The 14,673-nt window shown below is 61.3% G+C and carries 17 protein-coding genes; 10 read left to right on the plus strand and 7 right to left on the minus strand.

Features of this window, described 5'->3' with window-relative positions; translation table 11 throughout:
• The first annotated feature begins 194 nt into the window (after positions 1-194).
• The 3 genes from CEC48_RS13520 to dctM all read left to right on the plus strand — a co-directional run bounded on the left by CEC48_RS13520 (position 195) and on the right by dctM (position 3,258).
• Complete coding sequence (locus CEC48_RS13520; RefSeq protein WP_088424214.1) at positions 195-1,178, plus strand: TRAP transporter substrate-binding protein; 984 nt, start codon at positions 195-197, stop codon at positions 1,176-1,178.
• A 167-nt stretch (positions 1,179-1,345) separates the two neighbouring features.
• Positions 1,346-1,978: a TRAP transporter small permease gene (locus CEC48_RS13525; RefSeq protein WP_088424215.1), complete on the plus strand. Its 633-nt coding sequence runs from the start codon at positions 1,346-1,348 to the stop codon at positions 1,976-1,978.
• A complete protein-coding gene (gene dctM, locus CEC48_RS13530; protein ID WP_088424216.1) occupies positions 1,978-3,258 on the plus strand; it encodes a C4-dicarboxylate TRAP transporter large permease protein DctM in 1,281 nt (426 codons plus the stop codon). Before CEC48_RS13525 ends, dctM begins: the two co-directional genes overlap by 1 nt.
• A gap of 124 nt (positions 3,259-3,382) precedes the next feature.
• Here the strand turns inward: dctM and ampC are convergent, their stop codons facing one another.
• Positions 3,383-4,537, minus strand: a complete 1,155-nt coding sequence (gene ampC, locus CEC48_RS13535; RefSeq protein ID WP_088424217.1) for a class C beta-lactamase — start codon at positions 4,535-4,537, stop codon at positions 3,383-3,385.
• 132 nt (positions 4,538-4,669) lie between these two features.
• Here ampC and CEC48_RS13540 point away from each other — a divergent pair, with 132 nt between their 5' ends.
• Together CEC48_RS13540 and CEC48_RS13545 are read left to right on the plus strand one after the other, a co-directional pair.
• Positions 4,670-5,542 (plus strand): LysR family transcriptional regulator, encoded by an 873-nt coding sequence (locus CEC48_RS13540; RefSeq protein WP_088424218.1) that lies wholly within the window; start codon positions 4,670-4,672, stop codon positions 5,540-5,542.
• 101 nt (positions 5,543-5,643) lie between these two features.
• Entirely contained in the window at positions 5,644-6,828 is a 1,185-nt protein-coding gene (locus CEC48_RS13545; protein ID WP_088424219.1) for a DUF2252 family protein, read from the plus strand.
• A 52-nt stretch (positions 6,829-6,880) separates the two neighbouring features.
• Here the strand turns inward: CEC48_RS13545 and yghX are convergent, their stop codons facing one another.
• Both yghX and CEC48_RS13555 read right to left on the minus strand, forming a co-directional pair.
• Complete coding sequence (gene yghX, locus CEC48_RS13550) at positions 6,881-7,768, minus strand: YghX family hydrolase (RefSeq protein WP_088424220.1); 888 nt, start codon at positions 7,766-7,768, stop codon at positions 6,881-6,883.
• A 44-nt stretch (positions 7,769-7,812) separates the two neighbouring features.
• Positions 7,813-8,307 carry a PaaI family thioesterase gene (locus CEC48_RS13555; protein ID WP_088424221.1) on the minus strand — a complete coding sequence of 165 codons (495 nt, stop codon included), beginning with the start codon at positions 8,305-8,307 and terminating at the stop codon, positions 7,813-7,815.
• Positions 8,308-8,426: 119 nt separating this feature from the next.
• On the opposite strand from CEC48_RS13555, the gene CEC48_RS13560 reads away from it, so the two are divergent.
• On the plus strand, positions 8,427-8,981 hold the full coding sequence (locus CEC48_RS13560; protein ID WP_088424222.1) for a YceI family protein: 555 nt from the start codon (positions 8,427-8,429) through the stop codon (positions 8,979-8,981).
• On the opposite strand, the gene CEC48_RS13565 is transcribed toward CEC48_RS13560, so the two are convergent.
• Positions 8,978-9,868, minus strand: a complete 891-nt coding sequence (locus tag CEC48_RS13565; RefSeq protein ID WP_088424223.1) for a DMT family transporter — start codon at positions 9,866-9,868, stop codon at positions 8,978-8,980. The genes CEC48_RS13560 and CEC48_RS13565 overlap by 4 nt on opposite strands.
• A 91-nt stretch (positions 9,869-9,959) precedes the next feature.
• Here CEC48_RS13565 and CEC48_RS13570 point away from each other — a divergent pair, with 91 nt between their 5' ends.
• Entirely contained in the window at positions 9,960-11,288 is a 1,329-nt protein-coding gene (locus CEC48_RS13570) for a PLP-dependent aminotransferase family protein (protein WP_088424224.1), read from the plus strand.
• Here CEC48_RS13570 and CEC48_RS13575 read toward each other — a convergent pair.
• Both CEC48_RS13575 and CEC48_RS13580 read right to left on the minus strand, forming a co-directional pair.
• Positions 11,285-11,926 carry a LysE family translocator gene (locus tag CEC48_RS13575; RefSeq protein WP_088424225.1) on the minus strand — a complete coding sequence of 214 codons (642 nt, stop codon included), beginning with the start codon at positions 11,924-11,926 and terminating at the stop codon, positions 11,285-11,287. The two genes, CEC48_RS13570 and CEC48_RS13575, sit on opposite strands and share 4 nt — an antisense overlap.
• A gap of 194 nt (positions 11,927-12,120) precedes the next feature.
• On the minus strand, positions 12,121-12,552 hold the full coding sequence (locus tag CEC48_RS13580) for a nuclear transport factor 2 family protein (RefSeq protein WP_088424226.1): 432 nt from the start codon (positions 12,550-12,552) through the stop codon (positions 12,121-12,123).
• A 238-nt stretch (positions 12,553-12,790) separates the two neighbouring features.
• Here CEC48_RS13580 and CEC48_RS13585 point away from each other — a divergent pair, with 238 nt between their 5' ends.
• From CEC48_RS13585 to CEC48_RS13595, 3 genes are read left to right on the plus strand one after another with little or no spacing between them, the layout of a single operon-like run.
• Positions 12,791-13,000, plus strand: coding sequence for a DUF6434 domain-containing protein (locus tag CEC48_RS13585; RefSeq protein WP_088424227.1), 210 nt, complete (start codon positions 12,791-12,793; stop codon positions 12,998-13,000).
• A gap of 12 nt (positions 13,001-13,012) precedes the next feature.
• Positions 13,013-13,483, plus strand: coding sequence for a RidA family protein (locus tag CEC48_RS13590; protein WP_088424228.1), 471 nt, complete (start codon positions 13,013-13,015; stop codon positions 13,481-13,483).
• 6 nt (positions 13,484-13,489) lie between these two features.
• Positions 13,490-14,224, plus strand: coding sequence for a CPBP family intramembrane glutamic endopeptidase (locus tag CEC48_RS13595; protein ID WP_088424229.1), 735 nt, complete (start codon positions 13,490-13,492; stop codon positions 14,222-14,224).
• Between the two features lie 6 nt (positions 14,225-14,230).
• Here CEC48_RS13595 and CEC48_RS13600 read toward each other — a convergent pair whose 3' ends face one another.
• The gene (locus CEC48_RS13600) at positions 14,231-14,596 is read right to left on the minus strand and encodes a hypothetical protein (protein WP_088424230.1); all 366 of its coding nucleotides are present in this window, start codon (positions 14,594-14,596) and stop codon (positions 14,231-14,233) included.
• Positions 14,597-14,673: the final 77 nt, after the last annotated feature.

Genomic DNA, 14,673 nt, shown 5'->3' on the forward strand with positions numbered 1-14,673 from the left:
GCGGTGTGCCAGTCACCGGATGCACTGGCTGACACACCGCCTTCGCGAGCAAGCCCGCTCCCACAGTTGATCTATGTCGTTTGCCAGAACGGCGTTCGTCCACGCCGAACGCAGGTATCTAAAATTCGAAATTCTCTATACGCGTGACATCAGGCACCTTGCCCTCATCACACAACAATAAGAAGGTGAATTTCATGCTCAAGCTTTCTCGGGCGCTGTTCTGCGCCGCCACCTTGTTTACCGCGGGCCTGGCCCAGGCGGCCGACCCCATCGTGATCAAGTTCGCCCACGTCGTCGCTGAAAACACCCCGAAAGGCCAAGGCGCCTTACTCTTCAAAAAGCTCGCTGAAGAACGCCTGCCGGGCCGGGTGAAAGTCGAGGTGTACCCCAACTCCTCGCTGTTCGGCGACGGCAAGGAAATGGAAGCGCTGCTGCTGGGTGACGTGCAGATGCTGGCGCCGTCCCTGGCCAAGTTTGAGCAATACACCAAGCAAGTACAGATCTACGACCTGCCGTTCCTGTTCAACGACCTGGCGGCGGTCGACCGCTTCCAGGCGGCCCAGGGCAAGGCGCTGCTGACCTCGATGCAGGATAAAAACATCCTTGGCCTGGCCTATTGGCACAACGGCCTCAAGCAGCTGTCGTCGAACAAGGCCTTGCGTGAACCCAAGGATGCCCGTGGCCTGAAGTTCCGCGTGCAGGCCTCCAGCGTGCTCGAAGAACAGTTCAAGGCGATCCGCGCCAACCCTCGCAAAATGAGCTTTGCCGAGGTGTACCAGGGCTTGCAGACCGGCACCGTCAACGGCACCGAGAACACCTGGTCGAACTATGAAAGCCAGAAGGTCAACGAAGTGCAGAAGTACTTCACCGAATCCAACCATGGCCTGATCGACTACATGGTGATCACCAACGCCAAGTTCTGGAACGGCCTGCCGCCGGATGTGCGCACCACCCTGGACCAGATCATGGTCGAAGTCACCGTCGAGGTGAACAAACAGGCCGAAGCGCTGAACCAGTCGGCCAAGCAGAAGATCATCGACGCCAAGACCAGCGAAATCATCGAACTGACGCCCGAGCAACGCCAGCTGTGGCGCGAAGCCATGCGCCCGGTGTGGCAGAAGTTTGAAGGTGAAATCGGTGCCGACCTGATCAAGGCCGCCGACGCGTCGAACCAGTAGCGCAGATCTAATGTGGGAGCGGGCTTGCTCGCGAATGCGGTCTTTCAGTTGATGCATTCGGTGACTGACACACCGCATTCGCGAGCCAGTCGAATCGTCGCACCGCCGCTCCCACAGTTTGATCCGGTTTCCACCCCGACATCATTCCCGCTTCGCGAGGTTTTGCCATGCAAACGCTAAGGCGCGTCTGGGAGCACCTGGAGGAAGGCTTTATCGCCATCCTGCTGGCCGCCATGACCCTGGTGACTTTTGTCTACGTCATGCTCAACAACATTTACACCCTGTTCTTTTCCCTCGCCGATAAATGGGCGTGGAGCAGCGGTTTTTTCAACGCCCTGGGTGACCACACCATGGGCTGGGCCCAGGACATGACCTGGAGCGTGGCGCTGACCAAGGCCATGTTCGGCTGGCTGATTTTCTTCGGTATCTCCTACGGCGTGCGCACCGCCGGCCACCTCGGCGTGGATGCCCTGGTCAAGCTGACACCGCGACCCGTCCAGCGCCTGCTGGGGATGCTTGCTTGCCTGTGCTGCCTGGCCTACGCCGGGTTGTTTGTGGTCGCCAGCTACAAGTGGGTGAGTGCGGTGATGACCGCCCACATCGGCGCTGAAGACCTCGACAAGTTCGGCATCGACGTGGGCGACATCGTGATGATCGTGCCCATCGGTTTTGGCCTGGTGTTCATCCGCTATCTGGAAATTTTCTACCGCATCTTCACCCACCGCCAAACCGGGCTGGGCCTGGCCGACGAAGCCGGTGAAGCCAGCAAGTTGGCCGGCAGCCATGAGGAGCGTCACTGATGGCCGTTCTGTGTCTGTTTTTGCTGCTGTTCGTGTTTATGTTCCTGGGTGTGCCCATCGCGATCGCGCTGGGCTTGTCGGGCGCCGTATCGATCCTGATGTTCAGCCCGGACTCGGTGAGTTCGCTGGCGATCAAGCTGTTTGAAACCTCGGACGCCTACACCTTCCTGGCGATTCCGTTCTTCCTGTTGTCGGGTGCGTTCATGACCACCGGCGGCGTGGCGCAACGGCTGATCGACTTCGCCAACGCCTGCGTCGGCCACATCCGTGGCGGCCTTGCGATTGCGGCGGTGCTGGCGTGCATGCTGTTTGCCGCGCTGTCGGGCTCATCGCCTGCGACGGTGGCCGCGGTGGGTTCGATTGCGGTAGCGGGCATGGTGCGTTCGGGCTATCCGAAGGAATTCGGTGCCGGGATCATCTGCAACGCCGGTACCCTGGGCATCCTGATTCCGCCGTCGATCGTGATGGTGGTGTACTCGGCGGCCACCGAAACTTCGGTGGGCAAGCTGTTTATGGCCGGGGTGATTCCGGGCCTGCTGCTGGGCCTGATGCTGATGGTCGCGATCTACATCGTCGCGCGCATCAAGAAGCTGCCGGCCCAGCCACGGGCGACCTTCCGCGAGTGGCTGACCTGCGCCCGCCGGGCGTTCTGGGGCTTGCTGCTGTTGGTGATCATCCTGGGTGGCATTTACAGCGGTATGTTCACCCCGACGGAAGCGGCGGCGGTGGCGGCGGTGTATTCGGCGTTTGTCGCGCTGTTCGTCTACAAGGACATGAAGATCAAGGACTGCCCCAAGGTCCTGCTGGAGTCGGGGCGCCTGGCGATCATGCTGATGTTTATCATCGCCAACGCCATGCTCTTCGCCCACGTGCTGACGACTGAGCAGATCCCGCAGGAAATCACGGCCTGGGTGATCTCCGAAGGCCTGACGCCGATTGGCTTCTTGATTATGGTCAACGTGGTGTTGCTGGTGGCGGGCAGCTTTATGGAGCCGTCGGCGATCGTGCTGATTTTGGCGCCGATCTTCTTCCCGATCGCGATGAAGCTGGGGATCGACCCGATTCACCTGGGGATCGTGATGGTGGTCAACATGGAGATTGGCCTGGTGCATCCACCGGTGGGGTTGAACCTGTTTGTGACATCGGCGGTGACCGGGCTGACACTGGGGCAAACCATCCGCGCGGCGCTGCCGTGGCTGATGATCTTGCTGGTGTTCCTGATCATGGTCACCTACCTGCCGTTTATCTCGCTGGCCTTGCCGCACTGGCTGGGGATGTAAGCACCTATGGCGTTCTGTAGGAGCGAGCTTGCTCGCGATGGTCGTCAACGATGACGCGTGCATTCTGGATGAACGCGTTGCCTGACGATTTTTCGCGAGCAAGCTTGCTCCTACAGGGGAGACGCTATTGGTCCATCGCACTCAAGATGGCGTGGGCCGCTTTCACCCGTTCGGCGTTCGGGTAGTTCTTGTTCGCCAGGATCACAACGCCCAGGCCTTTGCTCGGCACGTATGCCACATAAGCGCCAAAGCCATCGGTTGCACCGGTCTTGTTCACCAGCGTGTCGGCATGGGGTGCCTGCGGTGGCGTCAGCCAGTTGACCTTGTGCGGCTGGAAGGCCATTTGCGCCGAGTTGCCTGCCGTCAGGGCGTCCAGCTTGATCGGGTAGGGGTACATCTCCCAGCCGAGGCCTTGAGTCATGCCATCCACCGTGTAGTAGCCGGTGTGGGTCGCGGCAATCGCCTGTTGCAGCGGCTTCTCCAGCTTCGCCGGGTTCATGTTCACTTCAACGTAGTGAATCAGGTCCGAGGTGCTGGTCTTGATGCCGTAGGCCTCGGCGTCCAGGGCGCCTGGGCCGACACGCACCGGTTTGCCTGTCTTGTTGTAACCCTGGGCGTACAGGCTCATTTGTGCCTTGGGCACGGTGATAAAGGTGTGTTTGAGGCCGAGCTTCGGCAGCAGGGTTTGCTCCATCAGCCGGTCAAACGGCTGGCCCATGCTTTGCGCGGCCAGGTGGCCGAACAGGCCGATGCTCGGGTTGGAGTACAGGCGTTGGGTGCCGGGGGCAAAATCCGGTTTCCAGTGCTGGTAGTAGCTGATCATCTTGCTGGCGTTATCGGACTCATCGGGGAATTGCAGCGGCAAGCCACCCGCAGTGTAGGTGCCGAGGTTGAGCAGGCTGATGTGGTCAAACTTGTCGCCGCGTAACGCCGGCAAGTACTGGCTGGCCGGGTCCGAGAGCTTCAGCTTGCCGTTGGCCAGGGCATAGCCTGCGAGGGTGGCGGTGAAGGTCTTGCTCACCGAGCCGATTTCAAACAGGGTGTTTTCGGTGACCGGTTGCTTGCCTTCCTTTGACGCAACGCCGTAGTTAAAGTATTGCGCCTTGCCGTTCTGGACCACCGCGACCGACAGGCCTGCGATGTCCTGTTGCTGCATCAGGGGTTGGACGGTACTGTCGACCACCTGGCGAATATCAGTGGCCGCCATGCAGTTGCCGGCACCGAGCAACAAGGCGAATACTGTGACTTTTCGTACTGTTGAATAAGAAAGTTCGTACATGATGATGTGGCTTCCATAAGGTGGTGTGTTGATGACCAATACCTGCGCGGGCGCCGCAAATTTAGGCAGTTTGTGCCGCTTCGACAAACGATGATATCTCGCAACAGCCATTAGAAAAATTAGGGTCAAGCCATGCTCCGTTCCCACCTGCCACTCAACGCGCTACGGGCCTTTGAAGCTTCTGCGCGGCATTTGAGTTTTACCCGGGCGGCGATTGAATTGTGCGTCACCCAGGCGGCGGTCAGTCATCAGGTGAAAAGCCTGGAGGCGCAGCTCAATGTCACGCTGTTCAAACGCTTGCCCCGGGGCCTGATGCTTACCAGCGAAGGCGAGACCTTGCTGCCGGTGCTGCGCGAATCCTTTGACCGGATTGCTCAAACCTTAGGCCAGTTTGAAGGCGGGCATTACCGTGAAGTGTTGACGGTGGGTGCGGTGGGTACCTTTGCGGTGGGGTGGCTGCTGCCGCGGCTTGCGGACTTCCAGGCGCGCTACCCGTTTATCGACTTGCGGCTGTCCACCAACAACAACCGCGTCGACGTTGCCGCCGAAGGCCTGGATTACGCGATCCGTTTTGGCGCGGGTGCGTGGCACGGCACCGAGGCGTGCCAGTTGCTGGAAGCGCCGCTGACGGTGCTGTGCGTGCCGCAGATTGCGCGCCAATTGCAGGCCCCGGCGGACCTGTTGAAACACACCTTGCTGCGCTCTTACCGCGCCGATGAATGGATGCAGTGGTTCCAGGCCGCCGGGCTGCCTGCCGATACGTTGGTGCCGCGCAGTATTGTGTTTGACTCATCCCTGGCGATGATGGAGGCCGCGCTGCAAGGGGCGGGTGTGGCATTGGCGCCGGCGATGATGTTTAGCCGGCAATTGGCGACGGATGTGATTCGCCAGCCGTTCGAGGTGGGCATTACCACCGGCAGTTACTGGTTGACGCGGTTACAGTCACGGGCCGAGACGCCGGCGATGGCGGCGTTCAAGGCGTGGTTGTTTGAGAAAGTGCGATGAGCGTTCCCACGCTCTTTCACAAGGTTAATAAAGATCTATGAAACAAAATGAAACATTTGCGGCGGGCTAACCTCTACCGTACCCCGATGGCGAGTGCCTCTATGAAAACTCCGCGTCCCTCTTCGCGAATGCCCCACCTCACGCAACTGCGTAACCTGAAGATGGCGCGCTCCGCCCACGCTTATGTGCGGGGCAGTACGGTTCAGTTTTATGAGTGGCTGCACAGCCAGCGCGGCCGGCGCTTGCCCCATGGGCCGGCGATCTGGATCTGCGGCGACTGCCATGCCGGCAACCTTGGGCCCACCGGCGACACCAAGGGCCGGATCGACATGCATATCCGTGACCTCGACCAGGCGGTGATCGGCAACCCGACCCACGACCTGGTGCGCCTGGCGCTGTCCCTGGCCACCGCTGCCCGGGGCTCGGATTTGCCGGGGGTGACCACCGCCCGCATGCTTGAGGAGATGATGGTGGGCTACGCGCAGGCGTTTAAGGACAAGCCCGACGAGGCGCCGCCGCGCCCGTCCCAGGTCAAGGCCGGGATGCGCAGCTCCGTGGAGCGCACCTGGAAGAATCTGGCCCGTGAACGTATTGAAAGCACCCGGCCGACGATTCCGTTGGGCAAGCATTTCTGGTCGTTGTCGCGGGCGGAAAAGTCAGCGCTTGAGACGTTGTGCGCTTCGGATGAAATCCACCGGTTGGTCACTTCGCTTAAGGGCCGGCCCAACGATGCCGAGGTTGAGCTGCTGGACTCGGCGTACTGGGTCAAGGGTTGCAGCTCCCTTGGGTTGTTGCGTTATGCGGTGCTGTTGGGGGTAGGGGACAAGTCTGATCAGGAATACTGCCTGATCGATATCAAGGAAGCGGTGGGCGCAGCGGCGCCGCGTGCTGCCCGGGCGAAGATGCCTCGGGACAATGGCCGGCGGGTGGTGGAGGGTGCGCGGCACCTGTCACCGGCGTTGGGGGAGCGGATGCTGGCGACGCGGTTTTTGGATCACGGGTTTTTCATCCGCGAGTTGTTGCCCCAAGACATGAAGCTGGAACTCGATGAGCTGAGTGAGATTGATGCGATGCACGCGGCCGGGTATCTGGCGCGGGTGGTCGGGGTGGCCCATGCGCGGCAGATGGATCGGGACACGCGCAGGCACTGGATGGCGGTGTTGCAGGAGAACCGGTCGAAGCAGCTGGATGCGCCTTCGTGGTTGTGGACCAGTGTGGTGCAGTTGGTGGGGAGTCATGAGCAGGGGTATTTGAACCACTGCCGGCGGTATGCGCTGGAACACTGATGAAAATCCCACTGTAGGAGCGAGCAAGCTCGCTCCTACAGTGAACCTGTCGTTAGACCAGGTATTTGCGGAACCACCCCAAGGTCCGCTCCCACGCCAGATTCGCCGCCGCCTCGTCATACCTCGGCGTCGAATCATTGTGGAAACCATGGTTGGCGCCCTTGTAAATAAACGCCTCATACGTCGTACCGGCTGCCTTCAATGCCTTCTCATACGCTGGCCAGCCTTCATTGATCCGCGTGTCCAGCTCACCGTAATGCAGCATGATCGGCGCCTTGATCCGCGGCACATCCTTGGCCTCAGGCTGGCGGCCATAAAACGACACCGCCGCACCCAACTCCGGATACGCCACCGCCGCCGCATTGGTCACGCCGCCGCCATAACAGAAGCCGGTAATCCCCACCTTGCCGGTGCTGGCGTCGTGGTGCATCAGCCATTCGATGGCGGCAAAAAAGTCATTCATCAGCTTCTCAGGGTCGACTTTCTGCTGCAGCTCCACGCCTTTCTCATCGTTGCCGGGGTAGCCGCCCACCGAGGTCAAGCCATCCGGCGCCAGGGCAATAAACCCGGCCTTGGCCAGCCGACGCGCAACGTCTTCGATATAGGGGTTAAGCCCACGGTTCTCGTGCACCACCACCACCGCCGGCACCTTGCCGGTGGACTTGGCCGGACGTACCAGGTAGCCACGCACTGTGCCGTTGCCCTTGGGTGACGGGTAGGTGATGTAGTCGGCGACGATCTGCGGGTCGGTGAATTTCACCTGTTCGGCCAGGGCATAGTTGGGGCTCAGGGCGGCGAGCAGGGCCGACGCCGTCAGCCCGCCAAAGGTGAACAGCGCCGCGCGGTCGAGAAATTCCCGGCGGTTGATCTTGCCGTGGGCGTAGCCGTCGTAAAGCTCCAGCAGTTCAGGGGCGAAGTCTTTGGCGGTCAGGCGAGTCATCGGTGGCGTCCTCGATTAGCGGTGGGACTGAATGTAGACCAGTATCAGGCTTCCCGGCCATGGGCAGCGGCGGCCAATTGCCCGGTGTCGACCCGCACGAACACCGAATCGCCGATTGCCGTCAGCACGCCATCGGCGTACACCTCGCACACCACGCGGTTTTTGCGCCCAACCTCACCCTCGACTTTCGCACGCAGGGTCAGCGGCACGCCCATCGGTGTGGGCTTGATAAATTTGATCCCCAGGTTGCCGGTCACGCAGTCGATGCGTGGCAAGCTGCCGGGTTCGCGTTGTTCGGCCCGGTAGTGGTAGGCCATCGCGGTCCAGTTCGAGTGGCAGTCCACCAGCATCGCGATCAACCCGCCGTAGACCAGGTCTGGCCAGCCGCAGTATTGGGCGTCGGGCTGGTGCTCGGCGATCACGTGGATGCCGTCTGCGTCCCAGCGGCTCTTGATGTGCAGCCCGTGGGGGTTGCTGCTGCCGCAGCCGTAACAGACGCCTTCGGGGGCGGTGGTGTCTTGCAGGGAAAGCGCGGGCATCGTGGCTCCTTGTTGTTTGAGTTCCGTCGGGGCACGAGCCTAATGCCAGGCGCGTGAATAAATCCAGCACCTAAGCTGTTACTACTGCACAGCGTGTTTTATTCCCAGTTGAGAATCCCATGAAACGTCGATTGCTAGCGGCCTTCCTTACCCTCGGCACCCTGTCCAGCGCGTCTGCCGTGGAGTACACCGACGTCAACCCGGCGGCCAGCACCATCAGCTTCACCTATGACCAGATGGGCCAGCAGGTGTACGGCACGTTTGGTACGTATTCGGCGACCCTGAGTTTCGATACACAAAACCCTGCCGCCGCCAGCACCGTGCTGACCATCCAGCTACCCAGCATCAATGCCGGCAGCGACGACGCCAACACCGAGCTGCCCAAGCCCGGCTGGTTCGATATGACGACCTACCCGGTGGGCACCTTTACCTCCACCCACATCACCGACCTGGGCGGCAACCGTTACCTGTTCAGCGGCAACCTGACCCTCAAGGGCCAGACCAAGCCGGTGGAGGTCAAGGTGGCCCTCAAGGAGCAGAGCGGCATTGGCGTGTTCGACGGCGAGTTGGTGCTCAAGCGCGACGACTTCAAGATCGGCGCGGGCGAGTGGGCGGACAGCGTGGTGTCCAATGCAATCACTATCAAGTTCAAGATGGTTGCGCCTGAGCGCTAGCGGGCAAACTTCTTCGCCCCGGCCACACACGCAATCACTGCGACAGTCACCACCAGCATGCCCAGGCTCACCTGTTCATGCAGCAGCGTCGCCGCCAGCGCCAGGCCGAAGAACGGTTGCAGCAACTGCAACTGCCCGACGGCGGCGATGCCGCCTTGGGCCAGCCCGCGATACCAGAACACAAACCCGATCAGCATGCTGAACAGCGACACATAGGCCAGGCTCAGCCAGGCCGGCAGGCTGATGCCTGTGAGCGACGGCGGGGCGAGGATCGCAACCAGTGGCGCGACGATCGGCAGCGAGATCACCAGCGCCCAGCAGATCACCTGCCAGCCGCCCAGGGTGCGCGAGAGTTTGGCGCCTTCGGCATAACCCAGGCCGCACACCAGTATCGCCAGCAACATCAGCACATCCCCAGCCGGCGCGGCGCTCAGGCCTTGGGAAACGGCGTAGCCCACTACCAGCAGGCTGCCCAGAATCGAAAACAGCCAGAACACCGGCTTGGGCCGCTCGCCGCCGCGTACCACGCCGAATACCGCGGTGGCCAACGGCAACAGGCCGACAAACACGATGGAGTGGGCGCTGGTGACGTACTGCAAGGCCAATGCCGTGAGCAGCGGGAAGCCGATCACCACGCCCAGTGCGACGATTGCCAAGGGCAGAAACTGGCTGCGGGCCGGGCGCTTTTCCTTGAACAGCCACAGCAGGCACAGGCCGAGCAGCGCCGCGATGGTAGCGCGGGCCATCGTCAGGAATACCGGATCAAATTCCAGCACCGCCAGGCGCGTGGCGGGCAGCGAGCCGCTGAAGATCACCACGCCGATAAAACCATTGATCCAGCCGCCGGCGTTGTGTGCCTGGGTGTTGAGGTGGGTGGTGCGTTCCATGGGCTTGGGGCTCGATAAGGATAAGTTGCGTCTCGCGCATCCTATGATTCACCATTGAGACAATCAAAAAATTGTCATGGATACATCGTCTATGCCGCGCGCTCGCTATAAGACATTGGTTGATACCTTCGCCCGGGATATCCGCTCGGGCACGCTGGCGGCAGGTACGCGCTTGCCGACGCACCGCCAGTTGGCCGCGAGCCACGGCCTGGCGCTGGTCACGGCCAGCCGGGTGTACACCGAGCTTGAGGCCATGGGCCTGGTTAGCGGTGAAACCGGGCGCGGGACCTTTGTGCGGGAAATCGCATTGTCGCCGGGGCAGGGCGTCGGCCAGATCGCCGTGGCGGCGGGCATGATCGACCTCAACTTCAACTACCCGTCGTTGCCGGGCCAGACTGATTTGTTGCGCACGGCCTTGCGTCAGTTGGCGCTGTCCGGCGACCTGGCTTCACTGCTGCGCTATCAACCCCACGCTGGCCGCCTGCATGAGCGGGCGGCGGTGGCGCGGCATCTGGCGAGCCGTGGGCTGACGGTGCAAGCCGAGCAGGTGCTGATCGTCAGCGGAGCCCAGCATGGGCTTGCGGTGACCATGATGTCGCTGCTCTTGCCCGGCGATGTGGTGGCGGTGGATGCGCTGACCTATTCCGGGTTCAAGGTGTTGGCCGAGACGCTGCATCTTGAAATTGTCGCGATCCCGGTGACCGCGACGGGGCCGTACCTGGCGTTCCTCGAAAAGCTCTGCGCCCGGCGCCTAGTACGCGCCGTGTACAGCATGCCGACCTTGCATAACCCGTTGGGCTGGGTGATGGGCATGGAGCAGCGCGAGCACTTGGTTTCGATTGCCCGCCAGCATGACCTGATCCTGATCGAGGATGCCGCCTACGCATTTCTGGCAGAGGACCCGCCGCCACCGTTGGCCGAGCTGGCGCCCGAACGCACGGTGTATGTGTCGGGGCTGTCCAAGAGCGTCGCCACCGGCCTGCGGGTCGGTTTCGTAGCCGCTCCCCGGCAGTGGATGGCCGCGCTGGAGCGTACGGTCATGGCCACCACCTGGAACACACCGGGCGTGATGACTGCCGTCGCTGTCGCATGGATCGACGACGGCACGGTGCTGCAACTGGAAGCGCAAAAGCGCGAGGACGCCCGGGCGCGCCAGGCGGTGGCCGATGAGGTGTTGGCGGGGCTCACTGTAATCCGCCATCTGTCTTCGTATTTTCTGTGGCTGCCCTTGCCGGAAGACGCCCGCGCCGACCAGATCACCATGGCGCTCGCGCGGGAAAATATCTCGGTGTCCACCGCCGAGCCGTTTGCCGTCTCGGCCCACGTGCCCCATGCAATACGCGTGGCGCTGGGGTCGGTGGAGCGAGAGGTGTTGCGCAGCGCACTGATGAACGTGCGCTGGGCGGTGCAAGCGTACTAGGCCGTTTGCCGACGCATCGTCAGCAGCAGCGTGCCGAACACGATAAAGGTAGAACCCACCACCCGGTCCACCCACTTGGAAAATGTTGGCCGCGCAAGCAAACCCTTGGCCTGTGAGGCGAGCAGGGCGTACAGGGTCAGTGATAAGGCCGACAGTGCCATGAAAATCAGGGTCAGCACCATGAACTGCGGGAGCAATGCGGTGTGCTGGTTAATGAACTGCGGGAACAGTGCGGTGAAAAACAACACCGCCTTGGGGTTGGTGACGGCAGTCAGGAACGCCAGTTTGTAGAGCTTCCAGGGGGATGGGCTGTTGACGCGAACCGGTGACCGGGCGTTGGCGGCCAGCAGCGGGTTTTTCTTGAACAGGCTTTTGGCGCCCAGATAAAACAGGTAGCCGGCGCCGAGGAGTTTTACCCCGTTGAAGACCCACTCGGAACTGACAATCAACGCACCCAGCCCCAGCATCGCCGCGGCGGATACGCAAAACACGCCACTGACGTTACCCAGCGAAGACCAGAGCGTGGAGCGTGCGCCATAGGCCAGGCTGTTGTTCAGTGCCATCAGGATGGCCGGGCCCGGGCTGGCGATGGCAATGGCGGCCACGAGGGTGTAGGCGAGTAGCGAGTGAAAGTCCATGTTCGGGCTCGGCGTTTGGTTGATGCGCGATCCTACCCCTTTTTGAGTGTGGCCCGGGAGCCCCTGTGGCGAGGGAGCTTGCTCCCGCTGGAGTGCGCAGCGCTCCCAGGGTTTTGGGGCCGCTACGCAGCCCAGCGGGAGCAAGCTCCCTCGCCACAGCAAGCTCCCTGTTCACAGGAAAGCATCGCCTGCTATCAGAACTTGTACGCCTGACGCCCAATCAGCAGCCACTTGCCTTTCTGCTTCTGCCAGACCTGGAAGTTTTCAATTTCGGTGGGCACCTCAACGCCACTGTTCACCGCCTGTGCGGAAAAGTGGTTGCGCACCAGGGCGGTGTCGCCATTGAGGGTGATGGTCTGTTTTTGCATCTCCAGGGTCTTGAAACCGCTTTTGCCGGTTTCGATGTCAGCGATAAATTCCTGCTTGTTCTGGATCTTGCCGCTGGAGTGGCCGTAGGTGAGGTTGTTCGAGGTAAGGGCCTGCAGTTGCGGGATGTCCTTGTGCAGCATGGCCTGGGTCAAGTGATCGACCGCAACGGCTACATCCTTGTCACTCGCGGCAGGGGCAGCCGCCGCGTAACCGCTGAACAGGCACAGAAAACCAATCAGAACCTTGACGTTTTGCATGGGTGTTTCCTTGTTGTTGTGGGGTACTGGTACGACACAGGATATGTTTTGTAGTCGTCGTACAACCATGCCGTATTTTGGTCGATCAAGGAAAGTTAAATTTCTATTTGTCCGAAATATTAGGGCTACTGGTAATTGTGGGACGTCGTATCACTAGCGATAAATCCGGCGGGGCTTCCCGTAGAAATAGCACCTGGCTATGCTGTGGTCGGAGCCCCAACACCGGCGAGGGAATGCAATGCTTTTTGATTGGCACAGTGACTCGATCCAGCGCGATACCCGCGTTACCCCGCAGTACAAGAACACTCAGAATGTGCGCCGCTTCATGCTTGAGCACTGCGGTGCAGGGTTCAAGTTCGACCGCGATTTCATGGCATGGATTCGCAACGACATCCCCAAGACCATGGGCGATGTGGTGGATGAATGGCAGCGCCGCAACGGCCAGTAAGGACAACAAAACATGACACCCGATCAAAAGTACGCGGCGGCCATGGTGCGCCTGGGTTACCAACTCACCGAGTTCAAGATCGGCGGCAACTACACGCCGCTGTTAAGGGATGGCAATCACGTTTACATCAGTGGCCAGATCCCTCGCGTGGGTGACGCCATCGTGCTGCCCGGCAAGGTCGGCGAAAGCCTCAGCCTGGCCGACGCACAAATTGCGGCGGGGGTCAGCGCGTTGCGTTGCCTGGGGTTGCTCAAGCAGGCACTGGGCTCGCTGGATCAGGTCAAGGCGATCCTCAAGATCAACGTGTACGTGCGCAGCGCGGATGACTTTGACCAGCAAAGCGAAGTGGCCAACGGCGCGTCCGACCTGTTGAACGAGATTCTGGGCGCGGCCGGCGCCCACACACGCACCTCGGTGGGCGTGCTGCAGTTGCCCAAGGGCGCGGCCGTGGAAATCGACATGATCGCTGTGGCTCGGGGCTGACGCCGAGTGATCGCCGACGCGTTTGCGGTACTGGTCCACTATGGGGTTTATCTGTTTCCAGGGCTGATCCTGTTTGGCCTGTGGTTCGCCCTCACGCCGAAAACATTGCCGGGCGTGCGCATCGTTATCCTGTTGCTGGCATTCGTGCTGATGCGCGATGCGATGACGCCGCTGGGCATGTGGTCGTTGAGCAGCCAGGTGCAGATCGGGTTCACGGCCAATCCCCTCGTGTTGGCCGCTTTGGGCGGTTTATCCCTGGGGCTGATTGCACTGCTCGCGCGCCTGGCGCCGGAGCTGTGGCAACTGACGGTGCTGTTCAAGGGCAACCGCAGCGCGGGCCTGGTGGTGGGGCTTGTAGCGGGGTGTTTGATCGGCCTGCCATTGCGGCTTTACCAAGGTATCGAGCCGGCGGCGATCCCGGCTTACTGGACCTGGCTGGTGGGCATGCTGGTGCTTGCCTACTGCGCCAATGCGCTGGAAGAGGTGTTGTTTCGCGGCTTCCTGCAGGGTTATCTCGAACAACACGTCACGCCACTGCGCGCTGCGTTGATCAGCGCGCTGGCGTTCGCCGCGTGCCATTCATTTTTGGCCCTGAGCGTGACTCAACTGGGCTGGCCAGTGTTGGCGTTTACCCTGATCGAAGGGTTGGCCTGCGGGTGGGTGCGGATGCGCTATGGCGTGGTGGCGGCGACGGCCACCCATGGCACGGCGATTTTGCTGATTGCCGTGCCGATGGTGTAAGCCGTCTCAGGCCTGTACATCAACGCCGATTTGCGCCTGCAGCCAGTCCTTGTAGACCGCGATGTTATCCGTCGACTGGTCGCCATTTTTGGCGGTGATGGTCTTGCCGTCCAGGCGCCCGATGTCGAGCAGATACTGAAGACCGTTGGCCACATGCGTGGCGTCGCTTTTGCTGAGTGACTGCACATCGGGCAGTTCGACGGAGTTGCTTTTATCGTCGAAGGTCGCCCAGGAAGGATTGGCCCTGGCGGTGGCAACGGTTTGCGCTGTGGAGCGTACTTGCTCCTGATAGCTGGCTTCCAGCTTGGCCTTGATCTCGGGCGTGGCGTTGATGACCTCAATCCTCCCCGCCCGCAGAGTGCCGTTTTCCATGGACTGTGTAAGTGCCTTCTGTCCCAGCGCAAACAGACTTGTAGTGCTTCCTATCATGGTGCTGCTCCCTTGTTGGT

Source organism: Pseudomonas sp. K2I15, from assembly GCF_002204795.1.
GTDB lineage: Bacteria > Pseudomonadota > Gammaproteobacteria > Pseudomonadales > Pseudomonadaceae > Aquipseudomonas.

Coding starts and splice junctions, on each gene's coding strand:
- CEC48_RS13520 (WP_088424214.1), top strand. CDS start 195: ATGCTCAAGCTTTCTCGGGCGCTGTTCTGCGCCGCCACCTTGTTTACC.
- CEC48_RS13525 (WP_088424215.1), top strand. CDS start 1,346: ATGCAAACGCTAAGGCGCGTCTGGGAGCACCTGGAGGAAGGCTTTATC.
- dctM (WP_088424216.1), top strand. CDS start 1,978: ATGGCCGTTCTGTGTCTGTTTTTGCTGCTGTTCGTGTTTATGTTCCTG.
- ampC (WP_088424217.1), bottom strand. CDS start 4,537: ATGTACGAACTTTCTTATTCAACAGTACGAAAAGTCACAGTATTCGCC.
- CEC48_RS13540 (WP_088424218.1), top strand. CDS start 4,670: ATGCTCCGTTCCCACCTGCCACTCAACGCGCTACGGGCCTTTGAAGCT.
- CEC48_RS13545 (WP_088424219.1), top strand. CDS start 5,644: ATGAAAACTCCGCGTCCCTCTTCGCGAATGCCCCACCTCACGCAACTG.
- yghX (WP_088424220.1), bottom strand. CDS start 7,768: ATGACTCGCCTGACCGCCAAAGACTTCGCCCCTGAACTGCTGGAGCTT.
- CEC48_RS13555 (WP_088424221.1), bottom strand. CDS start 8,307: ATGCCCGCGCTTTCCCTGCAAGACACCACCGCCCCCGAAGGCGTCTGT.
- CEC48_RS13560 (WP_088424222.1), top strand. CDS start 8,427: ATGAAACGTCGATTGCTAGCGGCCTTCCTTACCCTCGGCACCCTGTCC.
- CEC48_RS13565 (WP_088424223.1), bottom strand. CDS start 9,868: ATGGAACGCACCACCCACCTCAACACCCAGGCACACAACGCCGGCGGC.
- CEC48_RS13570 (WP_088424224.1), top strand. CDS start 9,960: ATGCCGCGCGCTCGCTATAAGACATTGGTTGATACCTTCGCCCGGGAT.
- CEC48_RS13575 (WP_088424225.1), bottom strand. CDS start 11,926: ATGGACTTTCACTCGCTACTCGCCTACACCCTCGTGGCCGCCATTGCC.
- CEC48_RS13580 (WP_088424226.1), bottom strand. CDS start 12,552: ATGCAAAACGTCAAGGTTCTGATTGGTTTTCTGTGCCTGTTCAGCGGT.
- CEC48_RS13585 (WP_088424227.1), top strand. CDS start 12,791: ATGCTTTTTGATTGGCACAGTGACTCGATCCAGCGCGATACCCGCGTT.
- CEC48_RS13590 (WP_088424228.1), top strand. CDS start 13,013: ATGACACCCGATCAAAAGTACGCGGCGGCCATGGTGCGCCTGGGTTAC.
- CEC48_RS13600 (WP_088424230.1), bottom strand. CDS start 14,596: ATGGAAAACGGCACTCTGCGGGCGGGGAGGATTGAGGTCATCAACGCC.